This is a genomic window from Streptomyces sp. DSM 110735, from assembly GCF_016482685.1.
Classification (GTDB): Bacteria; Actinomycetota; Actinomycetes; order Streptomycetales; family Streptomycetaceae; genus Streptomyces.
The window spans coordinates 24,927-45,368 of sequence record NZ_JACYHF010000001.1; the positions used below are offsets into that span (position 1 = coordinate 24,927).

Consider the following 20,442-nt stretch of genomic DNA (forward strand, 5'->3'; position numbering starts at 1 on the left):
GGACCGGGTTAGCACGGTCGCGAACGATCCGTGACTTCCATGGTGTACCCGAGAGCCTTCTCAGGCAAACCCACGCGCCACACCTTACGCCGAATGGTGGGCGCCTATGCTCAGGGACGTGGAAAACCACTCCTTGCCCCGCGCAGCGGCCTTCTTCGACCTGGACAAGACGGTCATTGCGAAGTCGAGCACACTCACCTTCAGCAAGTCCTTCTACCAAGGCGGACTGATCAACCGCAGGGCCGCGTTGCGTACCGCGTATGCCCAGTTCGTCTTCCTCGCCGGAGGTATGGACCACGACCAGATGGAGCGGATGCGCGAGTATCTGTCCACGCTGTGCCGCGGCTGGAACGTGCGGCAGGTCAGGGAGATCGTCGCCGAGACCCTCCACGATCTGATCGACCCGATCATCTACGACGAGGCCGCCTCGCTCATCGAGCGCCATCACGCCGCCGGGCGGGACGTGGTGATCGTGTCCACCTCGGGCGCCGAGGTGGTGGAGCCGATCGGCGAACTGCTCGGCGCCGACCGCGTGGTGGCCACCCGCCTGGTCGTCGGCGAGGACGGCTGCTACACCGGCGAGGTGGAGTACTACGCCTACGGCCCCACCAAGGCCGAGGCCGTCCGGGAGCTGGCCGCGTCCGAGGGCTACGACCTCGACCGCAGCCACGCCTACAGCGACTCGGTGACCGACCTGCCGATGCTCCAGGCGGTGGGCCACCCGCACGCCGTGAACCCCGACCGCGCGCTGCGCCGCGAGGCGGTCGCGCGCGGCTGGCCGGTCCTGGAGTTCCGCAAGCCGGTCCGGCTCAAGCAGCGGCTGCCCGCGCTCTCGGTGCCGCCGCGTCCCGCGCTCGTCGCGATGGCGGCCGTGGGCGCCGCGGCGGCCACCGCCGGACTCGTCTGGTACGCCAACCGCCGCCGCGCGACGACCGCCTGACCGTTTCTCCCCGGTCCGCACCGGGTCATCCGGGAATCAAACCTGAAATCCGGGATGGGCCCATAAGCAAAGAAGTGCGGCCAGGGGTTCCGATTTCTCCACATTTGCAGTACAAAGGAGTCAACGGCCCGCGAGACCAAAGGACATCCGCGAGGATTCCCTGTTACTACGCACTTGGCCCCACGGACCTCGCATGAACACTGGGCACCCACGCGACGTCGGACCGTCGATTACGGGCCTGCTGCACCAGGGCCGGGCAAAGCACCCCGACCTGATGAGCAACACACGAGGACGCTTGGTAACCCGGGTGAACATGCCAGCGGCGGTACGAGAGGGATTCGTACCGCCGCAACCCTTGTCCGGGCGCGCCCGGGTGTCCGGGTCCGCTCAGGCGGCGCCGCGCTGAAGCGCCTCGCACACCGCCGTCGACTCACGGGCGCCGAGTTCCACCGCGCGGCCGCAGTGCGCGATCCACGCCGCCATGCCGGCCGGAGTGCCCGAGACGTATCCGTCCAGCGCGCCCAGGTAGGCCGCGCGGCCCAGTTCGGCGTGGCCGACCTCGGAGGGGCAGACCGCCTTCGGGTCCAGACCGCTGCCGATCAGCACGATGCGCTCGGCCGCGCGCGCGACGAGCCCGTTGTGCGAGGTGAAGGGGCGCAGCGCGAGCAGCTCGCCGTGCACCACGGCGGCCGTCACCAGCGCGGGCGCCGCACTGCCCGCGATGATCAGCTCCGCGAGTCCGTCGAGCCGCCCCGAGACCTCGGGGGCGTCCGGCAGCGGCAGCTCGATCAGCGGCTCGTCCGCCTTCTCACCGGCGCGGCGCGGCCGTCCCACCTCGTCGCCGTCGCTCGCGGCCGCCACCAGATGCAGCCGCGCCAGCACCCGCAGGGGCGACTGCCGCCAGATGGACAGGAGCTGACCCGCCTCGGCGGTCAGCCGCAGAGCCGCGCCCATGACGCGCGCCTCGGGGTCGGTACTGAAGTCCGTACGCCGCCGCACCTCCTCCAGCGCCCAGTCGGCGCCGGAGAGCGCGGCCGAACCACGCGCCCCGCGCAGCGCCGCCTCGGAGGTGACCGCGTTGCTGCGGCGCCGCATGATCCGGTGCCCGTAGACCCGGTCCACGGCCTTGCGCACGGACTCCACGGAGTCGGCCACACCGGGCAGCGATCCCAGGGCGGCGAGCGGGTCGGCGGTCGCACCAGTCGTACTCATGCGTACGACCCTACGCGTCCGCCTCCCACCCGGACCCGCACCCCTGGGGAAGCCCGATGGCAGGCGGGCGGCCGTTCCCCGAAGGAGTGGACTTCCCCGGACTTCCTGACACGCACAGCGATGAAGCGACTACCGTTCGTGAACATGAAAATTGCTTTCGTCGGGAAGGGCGGCAGCGGCAAGACCACGCTCTCCTCCCTCTTCATCCGCCATCTGGCGGCCGCCGGAGCCCCGGTGGTCGCGATCGACGCCGACATCAACCAGCATCTCGGCCCCGCCCTCGGTCTCGACGAGGCGGAGGCGGCGGCGCTGCCCGCCATGGGCGACCGGCTGCGGCTCATCAAGGACCATCTGCGCGGCGGCAACCCACGCATCGCCTCCGCCGAGACGATGATCAAGACGACCCCGCCCGGCGAGGGCTCGCGCCTGGTCCGGGTGCGGGAGCCCAACGCGATCTACGACGCCTGTGCGCGCCCGGTGGAACTCGACGGCGGCGCCGTCCGTTTGATGGTCACCGGCCCCTTCACCGACGCCGACCTGGGGGTCGCCTGCTACCACTCCAAGACCGGAGCGGTGGAGCTGTTCCTCAACCACCTCGTCGACGGTCCCGACGAGTACGTGGTGGTCGACATGACCGCCGGTTCGGACTCCTTCGCCTCCGGCATGTTCACCCGGTTCGACATGACGTTCCTCGTCGCCGAGCCGACGCGGAAGGGGGTCTCCGTCTATCGCCAGTACAAGGAGTACGCCCGCGACTTCGACGTCACGCTGAAGGTCGTCGGGAACAAGGTCCAGGCGCAGGACGACGTCGACTTCCTGCGCAAGGAGGTCGGGGACGACCTGCTGGTGACGGTCGGGCACTCGGACTGGGTGCGCGCCATGGAGAAGGGGCGCCCGCCGCGCTTCGGGCTCCTGGAGGAGACCAACGCCGCCGCGCTGCACCGGCTGAGGAACGCCGCCGACGCGACGTACGCGCTGCGCGACTGGGAGCGCTACACCCGCCAGATGGCGCACTTCCACCTGAAGAACGCCGAGTCGTGGGGCAACGAGCGCACCGGGGCCGACCTGGCGGCGCAGATCGACCCCGGCTTCGTGCTGGGCGAGGGTGTCGCCACCCCCGCCTGACGCCTGCGGCCGGGCGGCGCCCGACCGCCCGGCGTGGACGGCTACTGCTTGGCCGCCGGCGCCCCGGGCACGCCCTTCGGCGCCGGTGCCGGGCGACCGGAGAGGAAGGACGCCCAGCCCTGCTTGGGCGTCTCCCCGACCTCCAGGGTGCGCAGCTTGGTGAGGGTCTGCGGGTCCTGCGCGTCCAGCCAGTCGGCCAGTTCGTGGAAGGAGACGCAGCGCACGTCGGGCTTGCCGCACACCGTCTTGACCACGTCCTCGATGGCGCGCATGTAGGTGCCGCCGTTCCAGGATTCGAAGTGGTTGCCGATGATCAGGGGCGCGCGGTTGCCGTTGTAGGCGCGGTCGAAGCCCTTGAGCAGGCCGTCACGCATCTCGTCGCCCCACAGACCGAACTTGTCGGGGTCGCCCTGGGTCTGGGTGCCGGACTGGTTGACCATGAAGTTGTAGTCCATGGTCAACTGCTCGAAGGTGTGGCCGGGGAAGGGGACCAACTGCATGGACAGGTCCCACAGCCCCTCCTTCTTCTTGGGCCAGAGCTGGTTGTTGACGCCGCTGGAGTCGTAGCGGAAGCCCATCTGGCTCGCCGCCTTGACGAAGTTCTTCTGCCCCTCCAGGCAGGGGGTGCGGGCGCCGATGAGTTCCTTGTCGTAGTCGAAGGGGAGCGGGGAGGCGTTCTTCAGACCGGAGTTGGTCTTCCAGGTCTTCACGAACTGCTTGGCCTGGCTGATCTCACTCTTCCACTCGTCCACCGACCACTGGCCGACCCCGCCGTCGGGTCCGCAGAAGTGGCCGTTGAAGTGGGTGCCGATCTCGTTGCCCTCCAGCCAGGCGAGGCGCGCCTGCTTGGCGGTGTCGGCGATGCCCTGGTCGTCGTTGAAGCCGATGTCGGAGCGGCCCGGGGAGTGCTGCGGCGGCTTGTAGAGGTCACGCTTGGCCTCCGGCAGCATGTAGACGCCGCTGAGGAAGAACGTCATGTTGGCGTGGTTGTCCTTGGCGACCTTGCGGAAGTGCGAGAAGAGCTTCTGGCTGTCCTCGCCGGCGCCGTCCCAGGAGAACACCACGAACTGCGGGGGCTTCTGACCGGGCTTCAGCTTCTCGGGCCTGGGCAGGTGCGGCTGCGACCCGGTGTAGGCGGTGGACCCGTCACCGATCAGACGGACCACGCTCTTGGGAGCGGCGACTCCCTTCTCCGGGCCGGGCGCACCCTCCTTCACGGGGTGGGAGCCGGCGGCGCAGCCGGCGAGGGACGCGGCACCGGCCGCGGCGACCATGGCACAGACGGCGATCCTCTGGGTGGCGGCCATGTTCCGCCCACCTTCTTCCTTCTCTCAGGCGCTTCTCTCGGGCGAGCTGACGACGGCTTTTGTGCGGATGCGCCGGGTTCGCCCCGACGGCGCCGCCAAGGTCGCACGGGGCCGAGAAGGAATTAGTAAGACAAGCCGACGAAATACCCTCTTCACTCGGGCGAGTGGAGATATGCGCCATTTGCCTCGAAAGGCCATGCGGGACATTTACCCGCCATTACGATTCATTTACCGAAATTTGATTCATCCCGCCGCTGCACGCCGTGACCCACGGCCGCGACCGAACATCCGCCCCATTTCCCGCCGTCACACGGCGGAAGAGGGGCGAGCCACCGCAAGTCCGCGACCGCGTAGCCCCGGAGGAGACGGGAACCATGTCAGCCACCGCCCCCACTCGAGTCCACTCCCATTCCCCACCCACCGACCCACCGCCCCGGCGCCGCCGTTTCACCGTCGCGGGTGCCGATCTGTCCGCCTCCGTCGCCGTCTTCCTCATCGCCCTGCCGCTCTCGCTCGGCATCGCGCTCGCCACCGGCGCGCCCCTGCAGGCCGGTCTGGTCGCCGCCGCCGTCGGCGGGATCGTCGCCGGACGGATCGGCGGCTGCCCGCTCCAGGTGAGCGGTCCCGCCGCCGGACTGACCGTGGTCACCGCCGACCTGATCCACCGGTACGGCTGGCGGGCGACCTGCGGCATCACCGTCCTCGCCGGACTCGCCCAACTCGGTCTGGGCTGCCTGCGGGTGGCGCGCGGCGCGCTCGCCGTCAGCCCGGCGGTCGTCCACGGCATGCTCGCGGGCATCGGCGTCACCATCGCCGTCGCCCAACTGCACATCGTGCTCGGCGGCAACCCGGACAGCTCGGTGCTGACCAACCTGCGCGCGCTGCCGCACCAGTTGGCCCATCTGGACCCGGCGGCCGTCTCGGTGAGCGCGCTCACCCTGACGCTGCTCCTCGCCTGGCCCCGCCTGCCCGGCGAACCGGGGCGCCTGCTGCGTAAGGTCCCGGCCCCCCTCGTCGCGGTCACCGGCGCCACGGTGGCCGCCCTGCTCACCGGGCTCAGCCTGCCCCGCGTCGATCTGCCCTCCTGGAGCAGTCACGCGCTGGCCGGGCTCCCCGAGGGACCGGCGCTCGGCGTCGTGGCCGCCGTGCTCACCACGACCCTGGTGTGCAGCGTGCAGTCACTGCTCGGCGCGGTCGCCGTGGACAAGATGGCCGCCGCCCGCACCGGACCCCAGGCCCGGCTCGGCCGCTCCGACCTCGACCGCGAACTCCTCGGTCAGGGCGCGGCCAACATCGTCTCCGGCGCCCTCGGCGGGCTGCCCGTCGCCGGAGTGGCCGTCCGCAGCACGGCGAACGTGAACGCGGGCGCGGTGAGCCGGAACTCCACGATGCTGCACGGCATCCTCGTGGTGATCGCCACGCTGCTGATGGTCCCGCTCCTGGAGCACATCCCGCTCGCCGCGCTCGCCGCCCTGGTGATGGCCGTCGGCATCCAGATGGTGTCCCTGCACCACATCCGCACGGTGAACCGCCACCGCGAGGTCCCGGTGTACGCCGCCACCACACTCGGCGTCGTCGTCCTCGGCGTCCTGCAGGGCGTGCTCCTCGGCATCGCGGTCGCCGTCTTCCTCGCCCTGCGCCGCCTCACCCACACCCGCATCACGCACGAGGAGAAGGACGGGGTCCACCATGTGCACGTACGGGGTCAGTTGACCTTCCTCGCGGTGCCCCGGCTCAGCAGAACCCTGCACCGTGTGCCCCAGGGCGCCCACGCGGTCGTGGAGCTGGACGGCTCCTTCATGGACCACGCTGCGTACGAGGCACTCCAGGACTGGCGGACCTCCCACACCGCGCGCGGCGGCTCCGCCGAACTGACCGGCAGACACGGCACGTTCCACCGCGTCGAGACGCCGTCCACCACCTGCCGCTGCCGCCCCTGGACACCGTGGCGCAACCACCAGTGCGCGCTGCCGTCCGGCGGTGCGGCGGAGAACACGGGTCCACGAGGGACGAGCTCGCGAAGAACAGACGCGCGGGGAAGCGGCACGCGGGGAGCGGGCTCTCCCAGGACGGCTGGCAGCCCGGAGCCCGGACGCGCGGACCTCACCCCCGCCGACGCACCCGGCGCCACCACCGAGACCCGCGCCCCCGAAACCCGCGCCTCCGAGACCTTCGCCCCCGACACCTACCCCCACGAACTCGCCCGTGGCATCAGCTCGTTCCAGCGGAACACCGCCCCGCTGGTGCGGGACGAGCTGGCGCGGCTGGCGCGGGAGGGGCAGCGGCCCTCGCAGCTCTTCCTCACCTGTGCCGACTCCCGGCTGGTCACCTCGATGATCACCGCGAGCGGTCCCGGCGACCTCTTCGTGGTGCGCAACGTGGGAAACCTGGTCCCGCCGCCGGGCGAGGAGCACGGCGACGACTCGGTGGCCGCCGCCATCGAGTACGCGGTGGACGTGCTCGGGGTCCGCTCGATCACGGTGTGCGGGCACTCGGGGTGCGGCGCGATGCAGGCGCTGCTCACGGCGGAGCCCGGCGCGACCCCGACCCCGGCTCCCGCCCCGCCCCCCACCCCGCTCAGACGCTGGCTGCGGCACGGGCTGCCGAGCCTGGAGCGGATGGCCGCGGGCGACGGGACGGCACCGCGGCTGGCGGAGCGGCCGGCCGCCGACGCGGTGGAGCGGCTGTGTCTGACCAACGTGGTCCAGCAGCTCGCGCATCTGCGGGCGCACGAGTCGGTGGCCCGGGCGCTGGCGGCCGGTGCGCTGGAGTTGCACGGGATGTATTTCCACGTGGGTGAGGCGCGGGCGTATCTGCTGGGCGGACCGGCGGCGGAAGGGGTGTTCCACGACGTCAGAGAGGACATGAGAGAGGTGGAAGAGGTGTGCGGTCCCGCGTGAGCGGGCGTCCCGGGTGCGCCGCAGAAAGGTCTAAACCAATTCTGCGGTCCACCCTTGTCATCGGCCTCCTGGTCTGATGAGGTGTGGCCCGGGACACAACGGACACCCTGGGAAAGGGAGATGTCGTGAGCAACGAGAGCCTGGCCAACCTTCTGAAGGAGGAGCGCCGCTTCGCGCCGCCCGCTGACCTGGCGGCGAACGCCAACGTCACGGCCGAGGCGTACGAACAGGCCAAGGCTGACCGGCTCGGCTTCTGGGCCGAGCAGGCCCGGCGACTGAGCTGGGCCAAGGAACCGACCGAGACGCTGGACTGGTCGAACCCGCCGTTCGCGAAGTGGTTCCAGGACGGCGAGCTGAACGTCGCGTACAACTGCGTCGACCGCCATGTCGAGGCCGGGAACGGCGACCGGGTCGCCATCCACTTCGAGGGCGAGCCGGGCGACAGCCGCTCGCTCACCTACGCGGAGCTGAAGGACGAGGTCTCCAAGGCGGCCAACGCCCTGCTGGAGCTGGGGGTCCGCAAGGGCGACCGGGTCGCGATCTACATGCCGATGATCCCCGAGACCGCGATCGCGATGCTGGCCACGGCCCGTATCGGCGCCGCGCACTCGGTCGTCTTCGGCGGCTTCTCGGCGGACGCGCTGGCCACCCGCATCAAGGACGCGGACGCCAAGGTCGTCATCACCTCCGACGGCGGCTTCCGGCGCGGCAAGCCGTCCGCGCTCAAGCCCGCCGTGGACGAGGCGGTCGCCAAGGCCGGCACGGTCGAGCACGTGCTCGTGGTGCGCCGTACCGGACAGGACGTGGCCTTCGACGCCGAGCGGGACGTCTGGTGGCACGACCTGGTGGGACGCCAGTCGGCCGAGCACACCCCGGAGGCGTTCGGGGCGGAGCACCCGCTCTTCATCCTGTACACCTCGGGCACCACGGGTAAGCCGAAGGGCATCCTGCACACCTCGGGCGGCTACCTCACCCAGGCGGCCTACACCCACTGGGCGGTCTTCGACCTCAAGCCGGAGACGGACGTCTACTGGTGCACGGCCGACGTCGGCTGGGTCACCGGGCACTCGTACATCGTGTACGGCCCGCTGGCCAACGGCGCGACCCAGGTGATGTACGAGGGCACCCCGGACACCCCGCACCAGGGGCGGTTCTGGGAGATCGTGGAGAAGTACCGCGTCTCGATCCTCTACACCGCCCCGACGGCGATCCGGACGTTCATGAAGTGGGGCGACGACATCCCCGCGCAGTTCGACCTGACCTCGCTGCGTGTCCTCGGTTCGGTGGGCGAGCCGATCAACCCCGAGGCGTGGATCTGGTACCGGAAGAACATCGGCGCCGACCGCACCCCGGTCGTGGACACCTGGTGGCAGACCGAGACCGGCGCGATGATGATCTCGCCGCTGCCCGGCGTCACCGAGACCAAGCCCGGTTCCGCGCAGCGCCCGCTGCCCGGCATCAGCGCGACGGTCGTGGACGACGAGGGCAACGAGGTGGCGAACGGAGGCGGCGGCTACCTGGTCCTGACCGAGCCGTGGCCGTCGATGCTGCGCACCATCTGGGGCGACGACCAGCGGTTCCTGGACACCTACTGGGCGCGCTTCCCGGACAAGTACTTCGCGGGCGACGGTGCCAAGAAGGACGACGACGGCGACATCTGGCTGCTCGGCCGGGTGGACGACGTGATGCTGGTGTCCGGGCACAACATCTCCACCACGGAGGTCGAGTCGGCGCTCGTCTCGCACCCGGCGGTCGCCGAGGCGGCGGTCGTGGGCGCGGCGGACGAGACGACGGGCCAGGCCATCGTCGCCTTCGTGATCCTGCGCGGGAACGTGACCGAGGACGAGAAGCTCGTCGCGGAGCTGCGCGACCACGTGGGCGCCACGCTCGGCCCGATCGCCAAGCCGAAGCGCGTCCAGCCGGTCGTGGAGCTGCCCAAGACCCGCTCCGGCAAGATCATGCGCCGTCTGCTGCGCGAGCTGGCGGAGGACCGCGAGCTGGGCGACGTGACGACCCTGGCCGACTCCACGGTCATGGCGCTCATCCAGAGCCGGATGCCGTCCAAGCCCAGCGACGACTGAGCGACACGGCCGACGAGGGGTGCCCGGTGCGCGACAGGCGCCGGGCACCCCTCGCGCGTACGGGTCCGCGCGCGCCCCACCCGGCTCGCGAGCGCCGGGCACCTCACCCGGGGTGCGCCATCCCCCGAACTTAGGTAAAGTAAGCAAAATCGGGACGCGCTGCGTGCCCAAGGTGCGCCGGGAAGTCTGGTCGGCAAGCGTTTTGTGCTGCCCACGACCGGAAGGCTCCGCGATGACCGCGCCCCGCACCCCGAACGCCACCCGTAGGGCCCTGGGACGCCTGTCGCTGCCCGAGCGGACCGCCGTGGCGAACGCGCTGCGCACCGAGACCGTGGGCGGAGTCCTCGTCCTGGTCGCCGCGATAGCCGCCCTCGTCTGGGCGAACGTCCCCGCGCTCCACGACAGCTACGAAGCCGTCAGCCACTTCCACCTCGGTCCCGCGGCGCTCGGCCTGAACCTCTCCGTCGCGCACTGGGCGGCCGACGGCGTGCTCGCGGTGTTCTTCTTCGTCGCCGGGGCGGAACTCAAGCGCGAACTGGTCGCCGGGGACCTGCGCGACCCCAGGGCGGCCGCGCTGCCCGTGGCGGCGGCGCTGTGCGGGATGGCCGTACCCGCGCTCGTGTACACCCTCACCAGTCTGACCGGGGGCGGCTCACTGGGCGGGTGGGCGGTGCCGACGGCCACCGACATCGCCTTCGCGCTCGCCGTGCTCGCGGTCATCGGCACCTCGCTGCCCAGCGCCCTGCGCGCCTTCCTGCTCACGCTCGCCGTCGTCGACGACCTCTTCGCCATCCTGATCATCGCGGTGTTCTTCACGAGCCGAATCGACTTCGCCGCGCTCGGCGGAGCCGTCGCCGCCCTCGCCGTCTTCTGGCTGCTGCTGCGCAAGGGGGTGCGCGGCTGGTACGTCTACGTGCCGCTCGCGCTGGTGACCTGGGCGCTGATGTACCGCAGCGGGGTGCACGCCACCATCGCGGGCGTCGCCATGGGGCTGATGCTGCGCTGCACGACCCGGGAGGGCGAGGAGCGCTCGCCCGGGGAGCGGATCGAGCATCTGGTGCGCCCGCTGTCGGCGGGGCTGGCGGTGCCGCTGTTCGCGCTGTTCAGCGCCGGGGTGCCGGTCTCCGGCGGCGCGCTCGCGCAGGTCTTCACCCGGCCGGAGACGCTCGGCGTGGTGCTCGGTCTGGTCGTGGGCAAGACGGTCGGCGTCTTCGGCGGCACCTGGCTCACCGTGCGGTTCACCCGGGCCACGCTCGGCGAGGGTCTGGCGTGGGCCGACGTGTTCGCGGTCGCGACGCTCGCGGGCATCGGTTTCACCGTCTCGCTGCTGATCGGCGAGCTGGCCTTCGCGGACGACGCGGCGCTGACCGCCGAGGTCAAGGCGGCCGTCCTCGTCGGATCGCTGATCGCTGCCATCTGTGCGACCGTGCTGCTGAAGGTACGCAATGCGAAGTACCGCGGGCTGTGCGAGGACGAGGAGCGCGACGAGGACGAGGACGGCATCCCCGACATCTACGAGCAGGACGACCCGGCGTACCACCTGCGCATGGCCGCGATCCACGAGCGCCGGGCCGCCGAGCACCGTCGGCTGGCCGCCGAGAAGGGCGCCGCCGCGCGGGACGCGCGTGCGGAAGTGCCCGGCGGGGCAGGCGAGGAGAACAGTCGTCCGGCATGATCTGACGAGACGGTACAAAACAAGCGGTACACAAGACGGCACCACTTCAGAGGGAGAACGCGATGAGCGCACCCGACGGCAGCCCGGTCGGCGCCGAACACAGCATCGGCCAGTTGTTCGCCTCGGCGTCGACCGATTTGTCGGCGCTGGTGCACGACGAGATCGCCCTGGCCAAGGCGCAGCTCAAGCAGGACGTCAAGCGCGGTGCGATGAGCGGCGGTTCGTTCTCCGTGGCGGGCGCGCTGCTGCTGTTCTCCCTGCCGATGCTCAACTTCGCGCTGGCGTACGGCATCCGGACGTGGAGCCACTGGAATCTCGCGATCTGCTTCCTGCTCTCCTTCGCGGCCAACGTGCTGATCGCCGGGCTCCTGGCGCTCGCCGGTCTGATGCTCGCCAAGAAGACCAAGAAGAGCAAGGGCCCGCAGAAGGTGGCCGCTTCGATGAAGGAGTCGGCGGGCGTGCTCCAGAACGCCAAGCCGCACCCGCGCGGAACCGGCCCGCAGCACCCGCGCGCGCTGCCTCCGGGGGAGCGGGCGCGCAAGGCTGTGGCACGCTCGTCCTCATGACGGAACCCGCCGCCGCCCCGGCCGTACGCATCGGCATCCCCTCCGGGGAGCAGGTCACCCACCGGGACGTCGCCGCCAATGGCGCCCGCTTCCACATCGCCGAACTGGGCGACGGACCCCTGGTGATGCTGCTGCACGGCTTCCCGCAGTTCTGGTGGACCTGGCGCCATCAGCTCTCCGCGCTCGCCGCCGCGGGCTACCGCGCCGTCGCCATGGACCTGCGCGGTGTCGGCGGCAGCGACCGCACCCCGCGCGGTTACGACCCCGCGAACCTCGCGCTGGACGTGACCGGTGTGATCCGTTCGCTGGGCGAGCCCGACGCCGCCCTGGTCGGTCACGACCTGGGCGGCTATCTGGCGTGGACGGCCGCGGCGATGCGGCCCAAGCTGGTGCGGCGGCTCGCCGTGGTGTCGATGCCGCACCCCAGGCGCTGGCGGGCGGCGATGCTGCGGGACGCCCGCCAGACGGCGGCCAGTTCGTACATCTGGGGGTTCCAGCGACCGTGGATCCCCGAGCGGCGGCTGACCGCCGACGACGGGGCGCTGGTGGGACGGCTGATCCGGGACTGGTCCGGTCCGCGCCTGCCGGAGGACGCGGACGTGGAGACGTACCGACGGGCCATGTGCATCCCGTCCACCGCGCACTGCTCGGTCGAGCCGTACCGCTGGCTGGTGCGCTCGCTGGCGCGGCCCGACGGCATCCAGTTCAACCGCCGGATGAAGCGGCCGGTGCGGGTGCCGACGCTGCATCTGCACGGTTCCCTCGACCCCGTCATGCGCACGCGCAGCGCCGCCGGTTCGGGCGAGTACGTGGAAGCGCCGTACCGCTGGCGGCTGTTCGACGGGCTGGGGCACTTCCCGCACGAGGAGGACCCGGTGGCGTTCTCCACCGAGCTGATCAACTGGCTGAAGGACCCCGAACCGGACCGGTGACCGTACGGGCGCACGGAGTGCCCCTTTCCCGACCGTTCCTGAACACTTGTCCCCCGAACGGCCACATGCCTGACGCATAGGCCGATCGGTGGGCGCGGAAGCGGTTATCGACCTTGGGGCGGGGGCACACGTCGGGGTATGGGCTGGACGCACGACTACAGTGACGCACCCCGCGACCGCCGCTCTCTCGCCGGACCTGGTCCGGCGCGGCGAGGGACACCGCAACTGGCGGAAGCGGACCCGAGGGTGGGGATTCCGCGCATTCTGCGCCGCCGGGCCCGCTGGGTCTCGGTACGGCTGCGTCATCCGCGCGGCTGAAACCGCCTCACAGGGCGCAGTTGTCCGTGCCCACCTGCTCGGCGGCGGTGCGTCCCTTGGTGATGTCGGTGCGGATCTCGTCGGCTGTCAGGGCGTAGCCGGTCTCGGCGTCGTCCAGGGACTTGGCGAACACCACGCCGTACACCTTCCCCTGGGGGGTGAGCAGCGGTCCGCCGGAGTTGCCCTGGCGGACGGTGGCGTAGAGCGAGTACACATCGCGGGCGACGGTGCCCCGGTGGTAGATGTCCGGTCCGTTGGCCGTGATGCGCCCGCGCACGCGCGCCGCGCGCACGTCGTACGAGCCGTTCTCCGGGAACCCGGCCACGATCGCGCCGTTGCCGCCGTCGGCGTCCTGGGCGGAGAACCGCAGCGCGGGCGCGTTCAGGTCGGGCACGTCCAGGACGGCGATGTCGCGCCGCCAGTCGTAGAGCACGACCTTGGCGTCGTACTTGCGTCCCTCGCCGCCTATCTGGACGGTGGGTTCCTCGACGCCGCCCACCACGTGCGCGTTGGTCATCACGCGGCGGTCGCCGAAGACGAAGCCGGTGCCCTCCAGGACCTTGCCGCAACTGTGCGCGGTGCCGGTGACCTTGACGATGGAGCGCTGGGCCCGCACGGCGACCGCGCTGCGCGCGAGAGCCGGGTCGGGCGGCTGGACCTCCTTGATGGGCTCGTTGGAGAACGGGCTGAAGACCTGTGGGAAGCCGTTCTGCGCGAGGACGGAGGTGAAGTCCTTGAACCAGATGTCTGCCTGACCCGGCAGCATCTGGTCCATGCCGACCAGCACCCGGGAGTCGCGCACCTCGCGGCCGACCGTCGGCAGCGTGGTCTGCGCGAGCGCGGAGCCGAGCAGCCAGGCGACCAGCAGCATCGCGGCGACGTTGACGAGCGCGCCGCCGGTGGCGTCCAGGGCGCGCGCCGGTGACCACGTGATGTGGCGGCGCAGTCTGCCGCCGAGGTGCGTGGTCAGCGCCTGGCCGACGGAGGCCACGACGATGACGACGACCACGGCCACCACGGCGATCGTGGTGCCGACCTTGCGACCGCCGGTCAGGGCGTCCCAGAGCACCGGCAGCGCGTAGACGGTGACGAGACCGCCGCCGAGGAATCCGGTCACCGACAGGATGCCGACGACGAAGCCCTGGCGGTAGCCGACGACGGCGAACCAGGCGGCCGCGGCCAGCAGGAGGATGTCGAGCACGTTCACCGCTTCTGGACCCGCCCCATCACTTTCGCTCCGGCCCCGGCGGCTCGGCCGGGGACCCGGGGAGCGGCGGCAGGTCCGCCGATGTCGTGCCCCCGGGGAAAACACCGCACGGACACCCTGTCACGACCGCCGGTCGAGCGGGACCTGCCGGGACCTGTCCCAGGGCAGCTCCCAGCCCGCGTAGTGCAGCAGCCGGTCGATGACTCCGGCGGTGAAGCCCCACACCAGGGCGGATTCGACCAGGAACGCCGGGCCGCGGTAGCCGCTGGGGTGGAGGGCGGTGGCGCGGTTGGCGGGGTCCGTGAGATCCGCCACGGGGACGGTGAAGACCCGCGCGGTCTCGTTGGGGTCGACGACGCCGACCGGGCTGGGCTTGCGCCACCAGCCGAGCACGGGCGTGACGACGAACTCGCTGACCGGGATGTAGAGCGCGGGCAGCACGCCGAAGAGCTGCACGCCCGCCGGGTCGAGCCCGGTCTCCTCCTCGGCCTCGCGCAGCGCGGCCCGCAGCGGACCGTCGGTCTTCGGGTCGCCGTCGACCGGGTCGAGCGCGCCGCCGGGGAAGGACGGCTGGCCCGCGTGCGAGCGCAGCGAACCGGCGCGCTCCATGAGCAGCAGCTCGGGACCGCGCTCGCCCTCGCCGAAGAGGATCAGCACCGCCGACTGGCGCCCCGAGCCGTTCTCCGGCGGCAGGAAGCGGCTGAGCTGGAGCGGCTGGACCGTCTCGGCGGCGCGTGCCACCGGCTCCAGCCACTCCGGCAGCCCCTCCCGGCGCAGCGCCACCGGCCCCTCGTGCGTGTCCCGCGTGTACGTCATGCCCGCCCCCTCGCCGTCGCCGTCGTCCGTGCTCCCCGCGCCCCTGCCGTCATCCGGCCCCCAGCGGCGGGGCCGGGATGCCGCCCGCGTCCAGGTACGCCTGCGGCGGGTTCAGCCGCTGGCCGGGGAAGCCGCCCTTCTCGTACTTGAGGAGCTTCTTCGCCTTCTCGGGGTCCGTCTCGCCCTCGCCGTACGACGGGCAGAGCGGGGCGATGGGGCAGGCGCCGCAGGCGGGCTTGCGGGCGTGGCAGATGCGGCGGCCGTGCCAGATGACGTGGTGGGACAGGTCGGTCCAGTCCTTCTTGGGGAACAGCTCCGCGACGGCCGCCTCGATCTTCTCGGGCTCGGTCTCCTCGGTCCACTTCCAGCGCCTGACCAGCCGCTGGAAGTGGGTGTCCACGGTGATCCCGGGGCGCCCGAAGGCGTTGCCGAGGACCACGAAGGCGGTCTTGCGGCCGACTCCGGGCAGCTTGACCAGGTCTTCGAGCTTTCCGGGCACCTCGCCGCCGAAGTCCTCCACGAGGGCTTTGGAGAGCCCTATGACGGAGCGCGTCTTGGCGCGGAAGAAGCCGCAGGGACGCAGGATCTCCTCGACCGCCTGCGGGTCGGCGGCGGCGAGGTCCTCGGGGGTGGGGTACTTGGCGAAGAGCGCCGGGGTCGTCTGGTTGACGCGCAGATCAGTGGTCTGGGCCGACAGGACCGTGGCGACCAGGAGCTGGAAGGGGTTCTCGAAGTCCAGCTCGGGGTGGGCGTAGGGGTAGACCTCGGCAAGCTCGCGGTTGATCCGGCGGGCGCGGCGGACCAGGGCGGTACGGGACTCGCCGCTGCCGCTGCCGCTGCCGGTGCCGGACGTTCCGGGAATGCGGGAGCCGGTCTTCTTCGCCGCCGCAGCCTTTTTTACGGTTTTCACCTTTTTGCCACTTCCATCGGAACCCTGTTCGCCCACGGCGGAATCGCGGCGCACCGTCACCCGTTCAGCCCCCTCGGCCTGTGCTCTCACCGGCTGTTTGGACACCCGGCCAGCCTAAAGCCCGGCACCGACATCTGCCCCGGACCCGGAGGATCAGCCCCCGATTGGACCCCTGCCGCTCACGTTGGGACACGTGTGCGGCATCCTTGTGACAGATCACACTGTTTGGACCGTCCGGCAAAATGGGGAGCACGGTCCCCTGGCACGTGGGGGAGAACCATCCCCTGAGCAGGTCGACAAGGAGAGAACTCGTGGACGACGTTCTGCGGCGCAACCCGCTCTTCGCGGCTCTCGACGACGAGCAGTCCGCGGAGCTTCGCGCCTCCATGAGTGAGGTGACCCTCGCCCGTGGAGACTCCCTGTTCCACGAGGGGGACCCCGGTGACCGGCTGTACGTCGTCACGGAGGGCAAGGTCAAGCTTCACCGCACCTCCCCCGACGGGCGGGAGAACATGCTGGCCGTCGTCGGCCCCGGTGAGCTGATCGGCGAGCTGTCGCTGTTCGACCCCGGTCCGCGCACGGCGACCGCCACCGCGCTGACCGAGGTCAAGCTGCTCGGCCTCGGCCACGGCGACCTCCAGCCCTGGCTGAACGCGCGTCCCGAGGTGGCCACCGCCCTGCTGCGCGCGGTCGCCCGCCGTCTGCGCAAGACCAACGACGCCATGTCGGACCTGGTCTTCTCCGACGTTCCGGGCCGTGTCGCGCGCGCCCTGCTCGACCTCTCCCGCCGCTTCGGCGTGCAGTCCGAGGAGGGCATCCACGTCGTCCACGACCTCACGCAGGAAGAGCTGGCCCAGTTGGTCGGCGCCTCCCGCGAGACCGTGAACAAGGCGCTGGCCGACTTCGCCCAGCGCGGCTGGCTGCGCCTGGAGGCGCGCGCGGTGATCCTGCTGGACGTGGAACGCCTGGCGAAGCGCTCGCGCTGACCCGGCACACTCGTGCGGTGACAAGGGCTCTGCCGGACGGCGGGGCCCTTTCCCGTGGGCGCGGGACCGTGTCCCGTGGCTCTGTCGACGACCTCGCGCGGAGCGGCCCGTCGTATTCGCCGTAATTCGGCTGATCGCAGCCGCCCCGGCGGGGCAGAGTGCGGGGTATGCCCGAGCCTCAGCGCCTTCCCGCCCCGCACGGTCTGGACCCCGACGGGTTCATCGCGCGCGAGGGCTCCCTCGCGCGCGTGCAGCCCGCCTTCCGCCCGGTCGTGGACGCCGCGCGCGAGCGCGTCGCGGCCACCTGGGGCGACCGACTGGACAGCGCCTACCTCTACGGCTCGGTCCCGCGCGGCACCGCGCGCGAGGGCCGCAGCGACCTGGACCTGCTGATCGCGCTGCGCGCGGAGCCGACCGAGGCAGACCGGACCCTCGCGCACGCCCTCGGAGCCGACCTGGATCGCGCGTACGACGCGATCGACGGCGTGGGCACCCTGCTGTACGCCCGGGAGCGACTGCTGAGCGGGCGTGAGCGGCACGACCTGGGCTGGTTCCTCGCCTGCCTGTGCACCCCCCTTCTCGGGGACGACCTCGCCGCCCTCCTCCCCCGCTACCGCCCGACCTCCCTGCTCGCCCGCGAGACCAACGGTGACCTCGCCCGGCTGCTCCCCCGCTGGCGGACCCTGATCGCGGGCGCGCCGGACACCGAGGAGGCTCGCAGACCGCTGGTGCGCTTCATGTCCCGCCATCTCGTGCGCACCGGCTTCACCCTCGTCATGCCCCGCTGGCAGGGCTGGACGAGCGACCTGAACGAGATGGCGGAGGTCTTCGGGGCGTACCACCCTCAGCGGGCAGCGCCGATGCGTGTGGCGGCGCGCTACGGTCGCGAGCCCGCCGGGGACTCGGGGGTGCTGCGGCTGTACGTGGACGACCTCGGTCCCTGGCTCGCCGCGGAGTACGCGCGCGTACACGGCGAGAAGGTCCTCCGCGAGGAGGAGACGGCGCCCTGAGCGGGGCTCAGATCCTGGACCAGCCCTCGGGCGTCACCCGGTAGTACCGCCCCTGGTCCCAGTCCATCCGCGAGTGACCATGGACGCGCAGATGGTCGTCCTCCAGGTGGTAGGTGAAGCCGCCCATCATGCCGACGACCGGGAAGACGATCCGCACCTCGAGTCCCTCCGTCAGCGGGGACAGCGGCGGCAGCAGATGCTCGGTCCGCTCCAGACAGCGACCGGTGTTCTCCCGCAGCAGCGCGTGGAAGTGACGTTCCAGCGCCTCCGGCGGGGCGGGAAGCCGCCGTACCGCGACCGGCGTCAGCAGGTCCACCAGGCGCGTGTGACCGCGCTCGCGGGCGACGTCCACGGGGCGGCGGCCGTCCCGGGCGCGCTGGGTGCGCCAGGCGCCGTGCGCGATCAGCCGGGAGACGACGGCGAAACCGGCGCCGTGCCAGGCTGCCTGGTGCAGCGGGGCGAAGCCGCTGCGGTTGCCGGGACGGGGCACACCGGCCCACTCCGGGTGTTCCTCCAGGACCCCGAACACGCCGTCCCAGTCGGCGTCGCGCGCCAGGTCGGCGAAACGGTCCCGCTCCGCCAGGTACGTCCCGCCGAACTGCTCGCGGTCGGTGAGCCCGTCCCACTGCATGCTGATCACCCGGTCACGCTAGCGCCGGGTGCCGCGCGCCGGAACAGGGCGCTCAGATCAGCCCGTGCTCACCCAGATAGTCCAGTTGGGCGCGGACGGACAACTCGGCGGCGGGCCACAGCGAGGGGTCCACGTCGGCGTAGACGTGGGCGACTATCGCGGGCGCGGTGCGGTGGCCGTTCTCCACCGCCGTCTCGACCTGGGCGAGCCGGTGGGCGCGGTGGGCGAGATAGAACTCGACCGCGCCCTGGGCGTCCTCCAGGACCGGACCGTGGCCCGGCAGGACGGTGTGCACGCCGTCGTCCACGGTGAGCGAGCGCAGCCTGCGCAGCGAGGCCAGGTACTCCCCCAGACGGCCGTCGGGGTGCGCCACCATGGTCGTGCCGCGCCCGAGGATCGTGTCGCCGGTCAGCACCGCGCGGTCGGCCGGGAGATGGAAGCTCAGCGAGTCGGCGGTGTGCCCGGGGGTCGGTACGACCCGCAGTTCGAGCCCGCCGGTGGTGATCACGTCCCCGGCGGCCAGTCCCTCGTCGCCCAGGCGCAGCGCGGGGTCGAGGGCACGCACGCGCGTGCCGGTCAGGTCCGCGAAGCGGGCGGCGCCCTCGGCGTGGTCGGCGTGGCCATGGGTGAGCAGGGTGAGGGCTATGCGCCGCCCTGCCTGCTCCGCCGCGTCCACGACCGCGCGCAGATGGCCCTCGTCCAGGGGTCCGGGGTCTATGACCACCGCCAGGTCGGAGTCCGGCTCGGCGACGATCCAGGTGTTGGTGCCGTCCAGGGTCATCGCGGAGGCGTTGGGCGCGAGGACGTTGACGGCCCGTTCGGTCGCGGGACCCGAGCTGACCACGTTCCGGGGCTGTCCGGGCAGTACGGCGGCGTCGGTCATGCCGCACCTCCGCGGGGAGCCGCCGGGACGTGCTTGGTGAACTCGTCGTGCCCGGGCCAGCTCAGCACGACCTCGCCGTCCCGCAGCCGGGCGCGCGCCAGCACCGGGGTCATGTCCCGCTCCGGCGCGGCGGCGAGCGCCTCGGCGGCGGTGCCGTACGGCAGCAACTGGCGCAGGGTGGCGATGGTGGGCGGCATCATCAGCAGCTCGCCCCGGTCGTACCCGGCGGCGGCGTCCTCGGGGCGGGTCCAGACCGTGCGGTCTGCCTCGCCCGAGGTCTCCCGGGTGCGCTGGCCCTCGGGGAGGGCGGCGACGAAGAACCAGGTGTCGTAGCGGCGGGTCTCGAACTCCGGGGTGATCCAGCGCGTCCAGGCGCCGAGCAGGTCGGAGCGCAGCACCAGACCCCTGCGGTCCAGGAACTCCGCGAAGGACAGCTCGTGGGCGATCAGGGCGGCGCGGTCCGCCTCCCAGTCGTCGCCGCTGGTGTCGCCCACGACCGCGTCGGGACCGCTTCCGGCGAGCAGGACGCCCGCCTCCTCGAAGGTCTCCCGCACCGCCGCGCAGACGACAGCCTGCGCGCCGTTCTCGTCCACCCCGAGCCGGTCGGCCCACCAGGCGCGCGAGGGGCCCGCCCAGCCGATCTCACGGTCGTCGTCGCGCGGGTCGACCCCGCCGCCCGGATACGCGTACGCGCCTCCGGCGAAAGCCATGGAGGCGCGTCTGCGCAGCATGTGCACGGCAGGGCCGGCCGGCGTGTCCCGCAGCAGCAGGACGGTCGCCGCGCGCCTGGGCGCCACGGGAGTGAGCGTGCCGTCCGCGAGCGCGCGGATGCGGTCCGGCCACTCCGGGGGGTACCACTGACCGTTCGCCATGGCCGGAGGCTATCCCGGACAGAGCGAATGTTCGAGAGGTGGCAGGGGGTCGTGCGGGGGGTTTGACGTGG

At 71.7% G+C, this 20,442-nt stretch carries 18 protein-coding genes; 10 read left to right on the plus strand and 8 right to left on the minus strand.

Annotated elements, in window-relative coordinates:
- Positions 1-106: 106 nt before the first annotated feature.
- Complete coding sequence (locus tag IF655_RS00105) at positions 107-940, plus strand: HAD family phosphatase (protein WP_199581320.1); 834 nt, start codon at positions 107-109, stop codon at positions 938-940.
- A gap of 387 nt (positions 941-1,327) precedes the next feature.
- Here the strand turns inward: IF655_RS00105 and IF655_RS00110 are convergent, their stop codons facing one another.
- Positions 1,328-2,152, minus strand: a complete 825-nt coding sequence (locus IF655_RS00110) for a Fic family protein (protein WP_199581321.1) — start codon at positions 2,150-2,152, stop codon at positions 1,328-1,330.
- Positions 2,153-2,290: 138 nt separating this feature from the next.
- Between IF655_RS00110 and IF655_RS00115 the strand changes: the two genes are divergently transcribed.
- Positions 2,291-3,277, plus strand: a complete 987-nt coding sequence (locus IF655_RS00115; protein ID WP_199581322.1) for an ATP-binding protein — start codon at positions 2,291-2,293, stop codon at positions 3,275-3,277.
- A gap of 41 nt (positions 3,278-3,318) precedes the next feature.
- Here the strand turns inward: IF655_RS00115 and IF655_RS00120 are convergent, their stop codons facing one another.
- A complete protein-coding gene (locus IF655_RS00120) occupies positions 3,319-4,584 on the minus strand; it encodes a hypothetical protein (RefSeq protein WP_199581323.1) in 1,266 nt (421 codons plus the stop codon).
- A gap of 374 nt (positions 4,585-4,958) precedes the next feature.
- Between IF655_RS00120 and IF655_RS00125 the strand changes: the two genes are divergently transcribed.
- The 6 genes from IF655_RS00125 to IF655_RS30915 all read left to right on the plus strand — a co-directional run bounded on the left by IF655_RS00125 (position 4,959) and on the right by IF655_RS30915 (position 13,056).
- Positions 4,959-7,484: a SulP family inorganic anion transporter gene (locus IF655_RS00125; RefSeq protein WP_199581324.1), complete on the plus strand. Its 2,526-nt coding sequence runs from the start codon at positions 4,959-4,961 to the stop codon at positions 7,482-7,484.
- 125 nt (positions 7,485-7,609) lie between these two features.
- The gene (acs, locus tag IF655_RS00130; protein WP_199581325.1) at positions 7,610-9,565 is read left to right on the plus strand and encodes an acetate--CoA ligase; all 1,956 of its coding nucleotides are present in this window, start codon (positions 7,610-7,612) and stop codon (positions 9,563-9,565) included.
- A gap of 232 nt (positions 9,566-9,797) precedes the next feature.
- Entirely contained in the window at positions 9,798-11,240 is a 1,443-nt protein-coding gene (gene nhaA / locus IF655_RS00135; protein ID WP_199581326.1) for a Na+/H+ antiporter NhaA, read from the plus strand.
- Positions 11,241-11,302: 62 nt separating this feature from the next.
- On the plus strand, positions 11,303-11,806 hold the full coding sequence (locus IF655_RS00140) for a phage holin family protein (protein WP_199581327.1): 504 nt from the start codon (positions 11,303-11,305) through the stop codon (positions 11,804-11,806).
- On the plus strand, positions 11,803-12,738 hold the full coding sequence (locus IF655_RS00145; protein ID WP_199581328.1) for an alpha/beta fold hydrolase: 936 nt from the start codon (positions 11,803-11,805) through the stop codon (positions 12,736-12,738). Before IF655_RS00140 ends, IF655_RS00145 begins: the two co-directional genes overlap by 4 nt.
- Positions 12,739-12,876: 138 nt before the next feature.
- Entirely contained in the window at positions 12,877-13,056 is a 180-nt protein-coding gene (locus tag IF655_RS30915; RefSeq protein WP_078496036.1) for a hypothetical protein, read from the plus strand.
- 7 nt (positions 13,057-13,063) lie between these two features.
- Here IF655_RS30915 and IF655_RS00150 read toward each other — a convergent pair whose 3' ends face one another.
- From IF655_RS00150 to nth, 3 genes are all read right to left on the minus strand, one after another.
- The gene (locus IF655_RS00150; protein WP_199581329.1) at positions 13,064-14,263 is read right to left on the minus strand and encodes a MarP family serine protease; all 1,200 of its coding nucleotides are present in this window, start codon (positions 14,261-14,263) and stop codon (positions 13,064-13,066) included.
- Between the two features lie 120 nt (positions 14,264-14,383).
- Positions 14,384-15,079 (minus strand): CoA pyrophosphatase, encoded by a 696-nt coding sequence (locus tag IF655_RS00155; RefSeq protein WP_199581330.1) that lies wholly within the window; start codon positions 15,077-15,079, stop codon positions 14,384-14,386.
- A 49-nt stretch (positions 15,080-15,128) separates the two neighbouring features.
- Positions 15,129-15,941 carry an endonuclease III gene (gene nth / locus IF655_RS00160; RefSeq protein ID WP_307814839.1) on the minus strand — a complete coding sequence of 271 codons (813 nt, stop codon included), beginning with the start codon at positions 15,939-15,941 and terminating at the stop codon, positions 15,129-15,131.
- A 359-nt stretch (positions 15,942-16,300) separates the two neighbouring features.
- On the opposite strand from nth, the gene IF655_RS00165 reads away from it, so the two are divergent.
- Both IF655_RS00165 and IF655_RS00170 read left to right on the plus strand, forming a co-directional pair.
- Positions 16,301-16,975, plus strand: coding sequence for a Crp/Fnr family transcriptional regulator (locus IF655_RS00165; RefSeq protein WP_018547939.1), 675 nt, complete (start codon positions 16,301-16,303; stop codon positions 16,973-16,975).
- Between the two features lie 167 nt (positions 16,976-17,142).
- Positions 17,143-17,985, plus strand: a complete 843-nt coding sequence (locus tag IF655_RS00170) for a nucleotidyltransferase domain-containing protein (protein WP_199581331.1) — start codon at positions 17,143-17,145, stop codon at positions 17,983-17,985.
- Positions 17,986-17,992: 7 nt separating this feature from the next.
- Here IF655_RS00170 and IF655_RS00175 read toward each other — a convergent pair whose 3' ends face one another.
- Genes IF655_RS00175 through IF655_RS00185 form a run of 3 tightly spaced genes read right to left on the minus strand, consistent with a single transcriptional unit; the run spans position 17,993 to position 20,371 of the window.
- Positions 17,993-18,616 (minus strand): ankyrin repeat domain-containing protein, encoded by a 624-nt coding sequence (locus IF655_RS00175; protein ID WP_199581833.1) that lies wholly within the window; start codon positions 18,614-18,616, stop codon positions 17,993-17,995.
- Between the two features lie 52 nt (positions 18,617-18,668).
- Positions 18,669-19,499, minus strand: coding sequence for an MBL fold metallo-hydrolase (locus IF655_RS00180; RefSeq protein ID WP_199581332.1), 831 nt, complete (start codon positions 19,497-19,499; stop codon positions 18,669-18,671).
- The gene (locus IF655_RS00185; protein WP_199581333.1) at positions 19,496-20,371 is read right to left on the minus strand and encodes an NUDIX hydrolase; all 876 of its coding nucleotides are present in this window, start codon (positions 20,369-20,371) and stop codon (positions 19,496-19,498) included. Before IF655_RS00185 ends, IF655_RS00180 begins: the two co-directional genes overlap by 4 nt.
- Between the last annotated feature and the right edge of the window lie 71 nt (positions 20,372-20,442).